14 protein-coding genes are annotated in these 14,696 nt (G+C 37.1%); 7 read left to right on the top strand and 7 right to left on the bottom strand.

Translation table 11 applies throughout. The annotated features are described in order from the left end of the window. Positions 1-203 precede the first annotated feature (203 nt). Positions 204-1,421, top strand: a complete 1,218-nt coding sequence (locus tag E0Y80_RS12215) for a site-specific integrase (RefSeq protein WP_156307951.1) — start codon at positions 204-206, stop codon at positions 1,419-1,421. Positions 1,422-1,474: 53 nt separating this feature from the next. Here the strand turns inward: E0Y80_RS12215 and E0Y80_RS12210 are convergent, their stop codons facing one another. Next, positions 1,475-3,901, bottom strand: a complete 2,427-nt coding sequence (locus E0Y80_RS12210) for an outer membrane beta-barrel protein (protein WP_156307950.1) — start codon at positions 3,899-3,901, stop codon at positions 1,475-1,477. Positions 3,902-4,109: 208 nt separating this feature from the next. Here E0Y80_RS12210 and E0Y80_RS12205 point away from each other — a divergent pair, with 208 nt between their 5' ends. The 3 genes from E0Y80_RS12205 to E0Y80_RS12195 all read left to right on the top strand — a co-directional run bounded on the left by E0Y80_RS12205 (position 4,110) and on the right by E0Y80_RS12195 (position 7,834). After that, positions 4,110-5,162, top strand: coding sequence for a sensor histidine kinase (locus tag E0Y80_RS12205; RefSeq protein WP_156307949.1), 1,053 nt, complete (start codon positions 4,110-4,112; stop codon positions 5,160-5,162). After that, entirely contained in the window at positions 5,159-5,872 is a 714-nt protein-coding gene (locus E0Y80_RS12200) for a LytR/AlgR family response regulator transcription factor (protein ID WP_156307948.1), read from the top strand. The genes E0Y80_RS12205 and E0Y80_RS12200 overlap by 4 nt, the downstream gene beginning before the upstream one ends. Positions 5,873-6,616: 744 nt before the next feature. After that, on the top strand, positions 6,617-7,834 hold the full coding sequence (locus E0Y80_RS12195; RefSeq protein WP_156307947.1) for a site-specific integrase: 1,218 nt from the start codon (positions 6,617-6,619) through the stop codon (positions 7,832-7,834). 92 nt (positions 7,835-7,926) lie between these two features. On the opposite strand, the gene E0Y80_RS12190 is transcribed toward E0Y80_RS12195, so the two are convergent. Then, entirely contained in the window at positions 7,927-8,322 is a 396-nt protein-coding gene (locus E0Y80_RS12190; RefSeq protein WP_156307946.1) for a helix-turn-helix domain-containing protein, read from the bottom strand. 165 nt (positions 8,323-8,487) lie between these two features. Here E0Y80_RS12190 and E0Y80_RS12185 point away from each other — a divergent pair, with 165 nt between their 5' ends. Together E0Y80_RS12185 and E0Y80_RS12180 are read left to right on the top strand one after the other, a co-directional pair. Next, on the top strand, positions 8,488-8,964 hold the full coding sequence (locus E0Y80_RS12185; protein ID WP_156307945.1) for a hypothetical protein: 477 nt from the start codon (positions 8,488-8,490) through the stop codon (positions 8,962-8,964). Next, complete coding sequence (locus E0Y80_RS12180; RefSeq protein ID WP_156307944.1) at positions 8,954-10,654, top strand: HEPN domain-containing protein; 1,701 nt, start codon at positions 8,954-8,956, stop codon at positions 10,652-10,654. The genes E0Y80_RS12185 and E0Y80_RS12180 overlap by 11 nt, the downstream gene beginning before the upstream one ends. Before the next feature lie 23 nt (positions 10,655-10,677). Here the strand turns inward: E0Y80_RS12180 and E0Y80_RS12175 are convergent, their stop codons facing one another. The 5 genes from E0Y80_RS12175 to E0Y80_RS12155 form a co-directional block, all read right to left on the bottom strand. After that, entirely contained in the window at positions 10,678-11,148 is a 471-nt protein-coding gene (locus E0Y80_RS12175; RefSeq protein ID WP_156307943.1) for a JAB domain-containing protein, read from the bottom strand. A 190-nt stretch (positions 11,149-11,338) separates the two neighbouring features. Then, positions 11,339-12,259 (bottom strand): DUF5712 family protein, encoded by a 921-nt coding sequence (locus E0Y80_RS12170; protein WP_156307942.1) that lies wholly within the window; start codon positions 12,257-12,259, stop codon positions 11,339-11,341. Between the two features lie 2 nt (positions 12,260-12,261). After that, entirely contained in the window at positions 12,262-12,807 is a 546-nt protein-coding gene (locus E0Y80_RS12165) for a BfmA/BtgA family mobilization protein (protein ID WP_156307941.1), read from the bottom strand. 4 nt (positions 12,808-12,811) lie between these two features. Then, a complete protein-coding gene (locus E0Y80_RS12160) occupies positions 12,812-13,117 on the bottom strand; it encodes a hypothetical protein (RefSeq protein ID WP_156307940.1) in 306 nt (101 codons plus the stop codon). Further along, on the bottom strand, positions 13,110-13,385 hold the full coding sequence (locus tag E0Y80_RS12155) for a helix-turn-helix domain-containing protein (RefSeq protein ID WP_156307939.1): 276 nt from the start codon (positions 13,383-13,385) through the stop codon (positions 13,110-13,112). The genes E0Y80_RS12160 and E0Y80_RS12155 overlap by 8 nt, the downstream gene beginning before the upstream one ends. A 467-nt stretch (positions 13,386-13,852) precedes the next feature. Here E0Y80_RS12155 and E0Y80_RS12150 point away from each other — a divergent pair, with 467 nt between their 5' ends. After that, complete coding sequence (locus E0Y80_RS12150; protein ID WP_156307938.1) at positions 13,853-14,647, top strand: MerR family transcriptional regulator; 795 nt, start codon at positions 13,853-13,855, stop codon at positions 14,645-14,647. Positions 14,648-14,696 lie beyond the last annotated feature (49 nt).

The following is a 14,696-nucleotide window of genomic DNA, read 5'->3' as shown; positions in this document are numbered from 1 at the left end:
TTTCAATGCAAAGATAAAGGCTTTCAGAAGCCAGTTTAGAGGTGTAGGTGACATCAATTTCTTCCTGTTCAGGTTAACCAAATTATTTGCTTAGTCCACAGGTTTTGAAACTGATCCCTGATTCACAACATGTTCTATAATCGAACATCTTGATGTGTTTTTGCTGCAAGGCTAATTTTGTTACACATTTTAAATGTTAAATCATGAGTACAAATTATTCCTTGCTCTTCTACTTGAAGAAACCAAAGAATTATGTAAGTGGAGCTAAGCCCATTTACATGAGAATTACAATCGATGGATCAGTATGTGAGATCTCCACAGGAAAGAATTGTGACCCAAGTCGATGGAATTCCAAAGCAAATCGATCGAAAGGCAATACCGAAGAAGTCAAGACTTTAAACAGCTATTTGGAAACATTGAATCTGAAAGTTGCCACCATCCACCTTGAAATCTTGAAAATGGGAGAAATGCCTACCATTGAACTTCTTAAATCAAAAATTACAGGAAAGACAGAAAGTCAAAGGACATTATTGTCGGTCCTAAAAGACCATAACCTTAAAATGGAATCTTTGCTGGGTAATGGATTTCGGGAGAATACTTTAAAGGGCTACAGGACGACCTATTCGCATTTAGAAAGCTATATTGGAAAGCAATTTTCAACTGCTGACATTGAACTTCATAAAATTGACCATTCTTTCGTGGTAGGTTATGAATATTATCTTCGATCTGAAAAAGGATGCTCTGATATCTCGGCTGCCAAATACATTAAGCATCTAAGAAAGATCGTTAATCTATGCTTAGCTCATGGGTGGATTACGTCCAATCCTTTCAAGTTTTATAAGATGAATGCCAAGCCCAAGGAGAAATCCTATCTGAACAAAGACGAGCTAACACGAATCGAAAACAAAAAGCTTAATATTCTAAGGCTTCAACATGTTAGGGATATTTTTGTGTTCTGCTGTTATACCGGACTTTCCTATGCAGATGTGTCAAAATTGTGCAGGGATAATATTGAGGTGGGCATTGATAATAAATTTTGGATAAAAATAAACAGACAAAAAACGAACACGTTATCCTCTATTCCGATTCTTCCAAAAGCGCTAGAAATATTAGAGGCCTATAAGGATTATCCACCTTGTGAATCTAAAGGTCTAATGCTGCCTATTTTGAGCAATCAGAAGATGAACAGCTATTTGAAAGAGATTGCAGACCTGTGTGGAATAACTAAAGAACTAACTTTCCATATTGCCAGGCATACATTTGCCACCACGGTTACACTTTCGAATGGAGTTCCGATAGAAACCGTTTCAAAAATGCTCGGGCACCTTGATATTCGCACCACCCAGCATTATGCTAAATTGTTAGATAATAGAATTAGCATGGATATGGAATGTCTTATTACAAAACTCGATAGGTCATGACCTTTAAATCATCTCAATTGGTAAGAATGGATAATTTAATTTGTAAATCTTATTTACTGAAGATCATCGTTTACAATTCCTTTTTTATTTTTATCTATTGTTTTGTTTAATTTTCCAATTCTATAGTTAAGTGTGATTCCAAAGTTTCTATAAAACACTTGGTTGGTCGTAGATTGGAGGAAATCATTCGAAAAAATATTTTCTCTAATAATTCTTTTTTTGGAAAATAAGTTCTCGGCAGTAAAAGATATATCCATATTGCCGTTAAAAAATTCCTTTGTTAAAGTTAGGTTATTTCCGACAAAACCATTAGTTCTTGTCTGTGCTCCTGAAACGCCTCCTGTATTAACAGTCAAATCGGCTATGAAACGCCATCCTGGATTTAATCGGTAATTCGCTGAAACGTTAACATAGGCCATGTTTCCTTCATTCTTGTTTTTTATAAGATTGTCCTTGACGTTAAATACAACCCTTCTTAAATCTGCATTTAGCGTCATGCCTAAGGATTTGTTCACTTGATAAGATAAATAGATGTTTGATTTTAGTACTCGACCTGATGTGAAATTTTCAAATGAGGTTACTGACACATTTCTTTCAGAGTCAAAAGTAGTAAATTCGCTTATTACGTTATCAAAAGCCATAAATCCAACTCCTATATTGAATACGATTTTTTTATTCATCAAATAACTAATTTGATAAAGATCTCTTGAAATCGGTCGTAAAGTAGGATTTCCTGATTTTTCAGTATTTAGAGAAATTCTCTCAACAAAAGGATTCATCTGATAAATTGCAGGACGTTGTACTCTTCTATTAAAATCCAAGCTTATACTATTGAAATCATTAAGTTTAAGCGTTACTGCTAAATTGGGAACAAAATTCCAATAAGACTGCCTAGTTGTCTCGAGAATTTTTGAATTATCAAAATCAATTAATGTATTTTCTAATCTCAAGCCAGCCCTAAAGTACCAACTTTTATAGTTTGATTCGTAAGAATTGTAAAACGAAACTACTTTTTGCTCGTTATTGAATATGCTTAAGTGACTATTACTTCCGATTGGTTGGTTACTCTCAGGTTGGGTTTCTGAAATTTGAAAGTTACTGTTATTACTCCTTAATATGATTTTACTTCCCAAATTTCCATTGACAATCCCAAAGGTTTGAACATAATCAATTTGAAATGAGTTTTCTGTGAGACTCTCCAGATTCTCCTGATCTAGATTTATATTCTCTTTCAAACCCTCGGTTATAATGTTTGAATTTGAAGATAGAATTCCTTTATTGTTTAGAAATCTATAAGATAAGGTCAGCAATTTACTCTTGTCATTTTTAAAGGATCTTTGATAATTTAAAGAGGCTTCTAGATTTTTAATAGTTGAATATCTATTATTTTGCATTCTATAATCCTGCAAAACTGTTAAGGAATCAACTTCTACAGAAAACAGTGATGAAATTGCTGAATTATTGTTAGCATTCCAGCTAAATTGTGACGAAAACAGATTTAATGAATCTGGCGAAAAATTTATGTCAATTCCTGCATACCCCGTCTTGTTATGGGAAGATTTATGACCCATTTGATTCAATTTGCTACCTTTTGCCAATATGGATTCCCTAGTGAGGCTTGAATAGGAAATTGGATCTTCATACCTATTAATTCCAGATATGACTGTAAATCCGAACTTTCCATATTTTATTGCGAGGTTACTACCTATTGTTGGACCACCTAATGGTTTTCTGTAACCTATATTGAGTGATCCCTGATAACCATTGAGATTCTGTCTTTTAGTGACGATATTGATTACTCCCGCTAACCCTTCTGCATCAAATTTAGCAGGTGGATTTGTAATGATTTCAATACTGTTTATTGTTGAAGATGGAATGCTCCTTAGGATATTTTTAGGATTTGACTCTATCAATCCAGAGGGCTTACCGTCGATAAAAATTCTGTAATTCCCACTTCCATTTAGCTGGATATTCTCATTTCCGTCCACGCTAAGCAAAGGAACTTTTCGCATGATTTCAAGGAGATTACTGGATTTACTATAGGGATCTGCATCGAGGTTATAAATCAATTTACCATTTGACTGACTAACGAGTGGTTTCTTTCCGATTATTTTGACTTCCTCAATATTATTTTGAATTGGACTCATTTTTATCGTTCCTAACCAAATGTTAAGACCTTTGTCTTCTTGGTTTAGAAACCTACGCTTTGTATGATAATTTACACCCTCTATTTGGACGACTTTTGTATTAGATTTTTGGAGAGGGATGTCAAATTTTCCATTTAAATCACTGGATGTTTTTAAAATAACAGAATCCTCTGAATCTATCAATGTTATCGTCAAATTGGGTAATGGCAAATTTGAGGTTGAATCTACAATAGTTCCAAAAACATTTTTATTTGTTATCTGAGCTTCTGCAATATTGATGAGCAAGAGCAATAAAAAAAATGACTGTATAAAATAACTTCTGATCCTTTCCATGATTTGTATTTTTTTCTTAAATCTCAATAAACGGTTAGGGAACAAAGAATTAAAATGATAGGATATTATTTATTGATGGCAGAAAGCATATATTTGATGATAAAATATTTGGACACCTGTAAGAATCATTCCGGCAGTCGATATAGCGAGTTGGACATTTGATTTTCTAAAATTTAAATTTTATTGACATTTTCGTTTAAAAGATAATATGGAAATAGACAGGAAAATATCAATCTTAGGAATCCAGTTAGATATGAACGGAAAATTAATTCTGACCATATTTACCATCCTTGCATCTGTTCCAATGTTTTGGGCAACCATGTTCTACCTACAGTTGGTAATGCACTCAACTCCGGGAGAAGAATTAGGCTTTGCCTTAACTCTAGTCTTCTTTCTTTTGGTCTACATGGGGTGGTTCTTTTCTTCCTTAAAGAAGAATTTAATGGACCGAAGCATAAATAATGCAATGTGGATAATGGGGGCAATGGTTGTTTTCTGTTTTGTTGGCCTATTTGTCCATGCAGATGTCCAATTTGCAGGAAAGCCCGCCCTTAACCTTTTGCTTTTTTGGATGTTGTTTATAGTACTTTGCTTATCTACAGGAGCACTTTTGAATTTCATTTCGCAAGTATTCTTTTTAAAGATTAATAGGGCAAATGCCCTTGCAATACAAAGTAAGAGTGAGCTTCAATTATTACAATCCCAACTTAGCCCTCATTTTCTGTTCAATACTCTGAACAATTTGTATGGTTTGTCAATTAATGATCCGAAAAAGGTTCCTGATTTATTGCTAAAACTTTCTGATTTATTGAGGTATTCGGTATATGAAGCCAATGAATTATTCGTTCCTCTTAAAGATGAAATTCAATACATAAAAAACTATGTAGAATTTGAAAAAATAAGGATAGGTGGAAGGTTAAGGTTGAATTGCACTCTTGATGACCAATTTGACGATAATATTGTTATAGCACCATTACTTTTGCTGGTTTTCATTGAAAACGCTTTCAAATATTCTAAGGAAAGTATTTCAAGAGAGATTAATATAAATATCGTATTGAAGGTGTGGGAAAATCAGATTATGTTCTCTTCGGAAAATAGTTTTGATGAGAATGAATCGATGATAGATAAAAGATCTTCGGGATTTGGTTTAAACAATGTTAAAAAGAGGCTTTTAGCACTTTATCCAAAAAGGCATGACTTAAAAATACTTAACGAAGATTCTAAATTTAAGGTTGTACTTCATTTAAGAGTAGACAGATGAATAAATTAAAATGTTTGATAGTTGATGATGAACCCATAGCACGACAGATCATAGAAAAATATATTGAGCAATATCCAGTATTGGAAATTGTTGGTTCCTGTGAAAATGCTATCGAAGCAAAATTATTATTGAAACAGAATCCTGTCGATGTGATGTTTTTGGATATTAATATGCCAAAATTGTCCGGAATATCATTTCTTCAGACCGTTAATAATCCCCCTCTTGTAATTTTCACGACCGCCTATAAAGAATATGCATTTGATGCTTTTGAACTCTCAGCATGTGATTATTTGATGAAACCATTTTCTTTCGAAAGGTTTATTATTTCTGTAGATAAGGCAATAGAATTAATAGGTCTAAATTTAAAAAATGCAACTTCAAAGGAAATAACAATAAATCAAAGACTAGATCCAGTATTTATCAAGAGCGAAGGTAAGATCTTTAATGTCGATTATATGAATATACATTTTTTAGAAGCCTATGGAAATTATACAAGGATCCATATGATGGATAATTTATTGATACCAATGTCTACATTATCATCATTTGAAGAAATTCTACCAAATTATTTTTTAAAGATCCATAGATCATTTATTGTCAACAAATATAAAATCAGCCATATTGAGGGTAACAGAATTTTTATTTCGGGGAAAGAGTTGCCAATTTCTTCAAGCTATAAAGACTCATTTTTGAAGTCCTGTGGTTTATAGCCAAAATTTTTTAAATTCCGCAAGAGGAGCTACTTATTTAATTACCTAAATCTCAAGACAACTAATGATGATTTAATTAGGTGCATTGCCAAATAAAACAGAATTACCTATATAATTCAGATTTAATATTCATGTTGTAGATTAAGATATTATTTCCATTATCAGTGAATAAGTTGAATCTTTTAAATAATTGCTCATCTGTATTGGAATAATAAAAACTTCATTATATGATAAGTAATTTTAGTCTTTTGAGCTCAATAACTTCTCGAGCTTATCAATCATTTCCTTTTGTTGCTGTAACATCCTTTTGTATAGTTCAATCATCTTTTCAATAAGATTGAATTGAAAATTTGGGTAGTAATTATACAACCTTGACTTGAAATTCCTGTATGAACTCTGCTCGAGCTTCTGGCAGTTTCCTGGCGGCATCTTTCCCAGGTCATCCTTCGAAGAAATCAAGCTCTTTGACAATCTGGCCGGTGCCACTACGGGCTACCAGATCGAAGATCAAAACATACAAAAGCTTGCAAATTGAACGTTTGCAGGCTTTTTTGTTTTTAAGGCAGGTCAAAATGTTCAGAAATTCACAATCTTTTAGTGAGTCATTCGGTGAGTCATCAAATTTGATTGAAGTACTCACTGAAACGTATTCAAACAACTGATTTACAACATGTTCTATAATCGAACATCTTGATGTGTTTTTGCTGCAAGGCTAATTTTGTTACACATTTTAAATGTTAGATCATGAGTACAAATTATTCCTTGCTCTTCTACTTGAAGAAACCAAAGAATTATGTAAGTGGAGCTAAGCCCATTTACATGAGAATTACGATCGATGGATCGGTATGTGAAATCTCCACAGGAAAGAATTGTGACCCCAGTCGATGGAATTCCAAAGCAAATCGATCGAAAGGTAATACCGAAGAAATCAAAACTTTAAACAGCTATTTGGAAACATTGAATCTAAAAGTTGCCGCCATCCACCTTGAAATCTTGAAAATGGGAGAAATCCCTACCATTGAAATTCTTAAATCAAAAATTACAGGGAAGGAAGAAATCCAAAGAACGTTATTATCGGTTCTAAAAGACCATAATCTTAAAATGGAATCCTTGTTGGGTAATGGGTTTCGGGAAAATACCTTAAAGGGATACAGGACGACCTATTCGCATTTAGAAAGCTATATTACAAAGCAATTTTCAACTGCAGATATTGAACTTCCCAGAATTGGCCATTCTTTTGTGGTAGGCTATGAATATTATCTTCGATCTGAAAAAGGATGCTCTGATATCTCAGCTGCCAAATACATGAAGCATCTGAGAAAGATTATTAATCTTTGCCTGGCCCATGGGTGGATTGCCAAAAATCCGTTCAAGTTTTATAAGACAAATGCCAAGCCAAAAGAGAAATCCTATCTGAACAGAGACGAACTGACAAGGATCGAAAACAAGAAACTTGATATTCTGAGGCTCCAGCATGTTAGGGATATTTTTGTGTTCTGCTGTTATACGGGATTATCATATGCGGATGTTTCAAAATTAACCAAACGAAATATTGAGGTAGGGATTGACAATAGATTTTGGATAAAGATCAACAGACAAAAGACTAATACTCTTTCTTCTATTCCGATTCTTCCAAAAGCGCTAGAAATATTAGGGGCCTATAAGGATTATCCACCTTGTGAATCTACTGGGCAATTATTGCCCATATTGAGCAATCAGAAAATGAATAGCTATCTGAAAGAAATTGCTGATCTCTGTGGAATAACAAAAGAACTGACCTTCCATATTGCTAGGCATACATTTGCAACTACCATTACACTTTCAAATGGAGTTCCGATAGAAACGGTATCAAAAATGCTTGGCCATCTTGATATTCGCACAACCCAACATTATGCAAAGCTTTTGGATAATAGGATTAGTAAGGATATGGAAGATCTTGTCACTAAACTTAACATCATTTGACTTTTGCATATTGATTTTAATAAGGATTTGATTAAAAGAAGTATCCCTGGTTGAAATTCACCAGGGATACTTTAAATAAGGTAGTTTTAATATTAGTTTTTAGAACTCAATAGTTTCTCAAGTTTATCAATCATTTCCTTTTGTTGCTGTAACATCCGTTCGTATAGTTCGATCATTTTATCAACAGGATTGAAATGAAAATTGGGATAGTAATTATATCCGTTTGATTGATCATTGAATGTATTGGAAATTATATTTACAGCCTGGTCAACATCAAAGTTTTGGATAGCCTCCGCTGGTACCTTCAAGATTTTGGCCACTTGTTCTAAAATATCCGTTTCAATCTTTTCTTTAGCTTCCAACTGTGAGACTTTCTTCTGAGTCCAGTCTTCGCCCAGTTCAAAAGCAAGAGCTTCCTGCTTCATGCCAAGCATTTCCCTGAACCTTTTGATATTTCTTCCTTCGTGGATATGTTGTGTCCTTTCCATAATTCGATGTCAATTTGTTAAAGTTCGACCTTTCGATCGACCCTAGCACGAATTTAAGGAATATTTCACGGATAACATATGCACTTTCCAGGATAATTTATGCAGATATGGAATTGCATAGTAGAGCCAGTGTGCTGAACTTCATATTTCTAAAACAACAGCCATATGAAAAGATTACGAAAAAAGTTCCTTTCCATGGAACAGGTCTGCAGTAAATACCATGAGATCGATAAACGCTACTCTTCACGCAGTAAAAAGTATTCCATTCTGGTTCATGCCAATATTAGGTACCTCTGTGCCATACTCGGTCTAACTCCTGAGAAGATCATCCAAGAATACCTGGACAGCTTTGCCTTCGGTTATAAAAGCGATGCCACAAAGAAACAGAGGGATTTGGCCGACAGGTTCTTTCTCTCTTGCCGAACGGAAAAAAGTGACTACGACAGAAAAGAGATCAAGCAGATGCTGGCAGAATTGGAAATTAACAGAGCCTACTTTTCCAGATCATTCAGCTTGGACATCGAAGCTAGCGAGAGCGATGTCTTTTATGCAGGATACCATATTTTTAACCAAAAATGGGTTCAATGGTGGTTTAATAAACACAGAAATCCTCAAAAGATCTCATTATTGGATGAGATATAAATCTACTAAAACTATGATTTCCAAAGAATTGAACAAAGATGAAAAGTTGCACGAGGTGATCCAGATCCTGACCTCTAACTTCCTGATCGAATGCATCTATCGGAGTGACTTCCATGGATCAACAGAACATATAGAGCTTGTCCTTTTGGTATCGAATAAGTATGTCAAAATAATTGGTGAAATTACCCCGAAGATGGTCACAAGTATTAAGAGCTTTCATACCTATCACATCAGATGCTTTGTCGCTTTCCAGGCCAGGGAGAAAATCAAAAAGGGGAACCTATTCCTTTTTAGCACTTGCCAGCCCGAAAACCTGGTCTATCAAAAAACCGACTCCAAATTATTTGCAATTCCAAATGACTTCGATCCAATGGAGTGCTTTGATCTCTTCCAAAAGCTCCAAGAAAGGGAAGCTCAAAAGATAGATGAATTCAGGGACGGTTATTTTCACTTCAAAGCCAGATCAAACTATGCTATGGCAGCCTTTATGATCCATCAGGTATTGGAACTGACCTATAGGAACCTGGAGATCATTCTGATGGGAAAGGACAAGACCACCCATTCCATCAGGTGCCATCAGGGCACCCTATATAAAATATATCCCTACGGCAAACCTGTATTTGATGCCGATCAATGGGATGACGATCATCTTTTAAATAACCTGGAAGATATCTACCGGGCAACTAGGTACGAAGATGATTTCCGGGTCAATCTGGAAACCCTTGAAAAGATCGAGCAGAAGATGAAAGCGCTGAGCGAATTATTTGATACCCTGACCATTAAGTTCACAACGGATTTCAGGCGTAAATACTTACTTGTTAACGAAACGGACAACATGGTTGCGATTAAAATTCCAGATCAACAGATAATGGAAGGGATCAATCCCGTACTGGAATACCTGGATCAAGAAATACAGCAGGACAAATATATCCAGATCTTCGGAGCACGGAGCCGAACCTTTGCGATGCAGGGTATTAACTTTCAAGGCTTACAAGAAACCTCCCTTTCTAGGAATCTGGATATCCTGTTGATCACCGATCAACCCATTAGGGATCGAATAGAGCAGCTGACAAGGGATATAAAGGAACGGTTTCAGATCAAAATATTGATCCTAAATTACAGCACTTCAGAGATCCAGCAGCTGCTCGACACGAACAGTCCGCTCATCCATAAAATTCTTTTTGGACTAAACCCAACAAATAAAAACAATAAGTTATTTTCCCAACTTTATATCCATCCCAAAAAAGGAACTATGTCCGAAGCTCAGAAGACAAGCTGCAAAAAAAACTGGTATCGGTGTAGGCAGAACTTCCAAACCTTTTTCAATGCAGCAAACAGTCTGGAGAATTCCGAAGAGGTCCATATCAAGATCCTGCTTTACCAACAGGCCATCGGACAGTCCTGCCTTGGGTTATTTGCATACTTTTTCGATTTTATACCCTATAACCTTGATATGAAGTTTCTTTATGAACTCTGCTCGAGCCTTTGGCAATTTCCCAATAATATCTTTCCTAGGTCCTCTCAGGAAGAAATTAAACTCTTCGATAATCTGGCCAATTCCAATACGGAAGAACGCTTGATGGGATGTACGGACCAGGACTGGGAGGAGGTCTATCGTTATGAAGCTAGGACAGCACAATTTCTACAGAAATGCACAGAACTGATTGATGGAAATCCGGATCTGGAATAAAACCCAAAAGACCAAAAAAAGGGCTATAAAAGCCCTTCATCCCGAAAGGAAAGATATCCTTCCCTGCCCACGATCAGGTGATCGTGCAGCTTGATGTCCAAATAATTTGCTGCCTCATGGATCTTTTGGGTCAGCTTCCTGTCCTCCGTACTGGGTTTGAGATTTCCAGATGGGTGGTTGTGAAAGACGATGATACCTGTAGCAATCGCCTTCAGCGCCGTGACCATCAATAACCTGATATCGACCACGGTTCCCGATATCCCGCCACTGGAAGCATCATAAACGCCCATCACGCGGTTGCCCGTATTCATCAGCAGTACCCTGAAGCGTTCGAAAAGCTCCAAGCTCTCACTTTGCCAGCTGTCCATGATCACGCTGTAGGCCTCGCTCGAAGAGGTTACCACGGGCATCTTTGAGCTGGGAATCCGATTGCTGTAACTCAGCTGAACCTCTGCAACCCTGTACAGAAGGTTTCTTTTTTTTCTGCTTTCCATAATGTTCTTTTTTTAGTTTCAAGAAATGATTATGGAGCACGCACCGGACCTGGCCGAGCAAGGGCAAGAAGCAACGAAATAAAGGATGGTGGCGTGGGAAGGGGATGTGTTTATGTCGGAATTTCTTGTCCCGCCCCGAAGGCCGGTGTCCGAACTTTGATCCCTATCATGGATTGAATGAATAAAAGATCTACGACCTGCCTAGTCGTTTCCCTTTGCGTCTTTTTCGCTTTCTTCGGAATAATCTTTCCATTCCCTCGGGTTGGACTGCATCACGGGAAAGCAGATTTGAAATTAGTTCCATACTAGCGGATTTACTGGAAAGCAATTCCCGAAATCGGTCAGTTCCAAGTTCATCCCCGACTTTAGAAAACTGCAAGATGTGATCAATCCGTCTGCGTTCCTGCAAACTACCATTCTTTACGCTATTGGAAAACTGGAAGGTTTCCTTCAATCCCCGGTCATAAGAAAACATCCTATCAAATATAAACTCTCCCGATTCCTTGAACGCCTTTCGGTCGAACTGTCCGAGCTTCTGGGAATGAACTTTGTTTCTTCCCCTAGAAGTATTCTGAGGACTAAGCTTGATCCTGTTGGTGATATCCTTCCTGCTGACGATGATCTGAATGTGAAACTGATGGCCTTCCTTGAGCTCACCTCGCATTTTCTCTCCTCCGATTACCGCTTTGTCCTGATGACCATAATAGCGGTTCTTCTCCCATTTGGCAAACCACAGCAGGTCAGAATGCCTATTAACCCCATCTCGCTGAAAGTTCCTGGCATAGGCATCCATCATTTTGACGGCAAACTCCTTAAGTTGGAGCTTGGCCCCCGGCTCACCAAAGCGTTCCAATAGAAAGGCGATCTCCTTTTGGCTCGGATTGATGTTGATCAGATAGAACTTACCGTCATTCCTGGACAGTTTGGCAATGTTGGCATCGATCGCCATCCTGACCTCATGCGGAAGGATCTCATCTGAATGCCCATTGAACCATTTTTCCGAATCGGAAAGGTTTTTAACGAGTTTGTTCTCCTTTTCCAGATAGTTGACCAGTGCCCCGCAGCTTCCAGTATGGCTGCCCGTCTCGGATTTAGAAATGTTAATGAACATGATTAGAGCTTATAGATATCGGAGATAAGCTTTTTATAGAGCTCATCCTTCTTGGCCGAATTCAGGCTCCAACCAATGGCATCCCTTTCTTTCAAAAAGCTGCTAACTAAATTAACAGCATTTGTAATCAATACCGATTTCTTTATTTTTTCGGAATCCAATTGTCTGTTAAGGGAATCAAGTGTTCGGTTCATACCTTTTAGTAGGATGGATAAATCGTGCAATGCTTGGGAATGCTGCGCAGATTCGCAAACCTGATTGTGCAAGAGTTTCATCACTTCGCTGGAAAGGTTGAAATTGGGCACTAGCAGGTCTTTTTCCTGCTGCTTGATGAAGGACAATATCCTATTGATCCCCTGGGACAGCTGATTTCTAAGCGCATGGTCGTTGATATCAGCTGGATCTTTCTTTGTACTGAAGAAATAGTCGATCATTTGGATCACTAGAGCCCGCTTTGTCCTTCCGAGCTTCCTTGCCAAATTATCAAGCTTTGTATCCACCTGCAGGCTGAACTTTACCGATCTGTTTTTCTCTATCTTTCCTTCCATAGTTCTAGGGTATTAAGAATCGAAAATTACTGGCCAGCAATGGATGGTAAGAGGGGACATAATCTATATATCCAAGTCTTACAAGGGTCTTTACGCACCTATGGTAGGTCGATATGGACCTTATCTTGGAGAATGCCATCAGTTTTCTCCGGCTCACCTGAAATGGGAGGCTTAGGTTGCTCGAGTGAGAATAATAATAGAGTGCCATGATCAGACCTAACTGTGAAGTCAGCAGATTATGGTCATTCATTATCCTTTCAAAAATCCCTTCAAAAGAACCTTCATTATTAGCCTGGGAACTATTAGCCATCGCTGTTGCTCCTTTCCATCATGGAGCCGATATCGTTCCTGTGATAGTAAAGACTCCCTCCGATCTTGCGATAGGGCAAAAGTCCCCTGATGCGCAGATTCTGAAGGGTTCCCGGCGATATCTTTAATAGTTGCCTGACCTCTACACTCTTTAGCCATACCCTGTCGTTGCTATTTTTTGCATTAAGGTTGAAAATTTCCTTCATCTCTTCGATCAGCTCCATCTTGAGCTGACGAAGGTCTTCCATCGTCACTACTCTGATTTCCATATCTTATTTCGTTTAAATACACAGTGCTTTATTTAAAGGGCATTCAGGAAAGGGAAAATAAAACTAAGGAAATCAGCATTAACAAAAGAACCTGTTTAGATTTTAGATAGGATTGCCTTTAAACTGTCGCAGGGAATTTCTAGGGGAATTCCGAAAAGTTGGTTTGTACGCAATGAAAACAGAAAAGCATCCCCGGAGGATGCTCAAAAGCCCAATTGCGTAGCATGAAGGCTTAAAAAGTAGGGCTTGCCCAACTTCCGCTTGCTCAATTGACTCGTCCTATTATGGGTTTACATTTACTCCTCAAAGTAGTAAGTATAAAAATTATTGTACCTTTAGTTTACGCGGTAATTAATCTAGAAACCGAAATTATTGAATATTATGTTTTTATTCTGTCGATTGACATAAAAAAGCATCCTATGCAGGACGGATCAAGCTTAGGCTGCCCTTGACGTAAATATACAGTAATGAATAGTTCAATATCAAAGATTAAATTTTCAGTGTCCTATTTAGCTAAGCTTTTTAAGGTGAATACTTCGACCGTCAAAATATGGGTACAAACTTTTTCCGAATACTTGAGCATTGAAGCAAATCCAATAAAAGGTAAGCAACGTTACTTTGAATTAGATGACATTAGGGTAATGGCTCACATTTATTATTATTGGGAAGGTCAACCAGATTTTGAGTATATTAAAATGGGGTTAAACTCTCATGATCATTTTGATGATCAGTTGATAGATGACCTAATCTTAAAAATAAGCCCATTTGTTTTCGATTACCACGATAAAATTGATGAATCGTGGAAGCACGGTGTATTGTTTGGCGGATTATCAGAGTTTAGTGATACATTTTACCTTGCAAAATCTTACAAACTAGCTGGAGATGAATTAATAGGTGCTGCTCTCAAGAATGAAGCACCATGGGATTTGTTTTGTCCAGCTGTATACAATTACCGCCATGCAACAGAGCTATACCTAAAGTCTGTGTTTGGCTCATCTAAGCAAACTCATAATCTAAAAACGCTATTTGAAAAATTTAAGAAAAGGATTAAAGAAAAATATGACCAAGACTGTCCCGACTGGTTTACAAATATTGTTATGACTTTCGATATGTTTGATCCATATGGCACAACATTTCGGTATGGCGGAGATACTAATTCAGGCGAAGTATTCATCGATTTTATACAGATGAAAACTGCCATGGGATGGATGGCGGATTCCTTTCGAAACATCCGGAGACACCAAGGGCTTCCGGATGTTTAAGTTCATAAAAATCTAACGCCTGCTGGATGCAGTTTGATTTACACTACCG

The organism is Sphingobacterium endophyticum (assembly GCF_009733535.1).
Lineage (GTDB): Bacteria > Bacteroidota > Bacteroidia > Sphingobacteriales > Sphingobacteriaceae > Sphingobacterium > Sphingobacterium endophyticum.
This window is presented reverse-complemented; position numbering and strand designations above follow the sequence as displayed.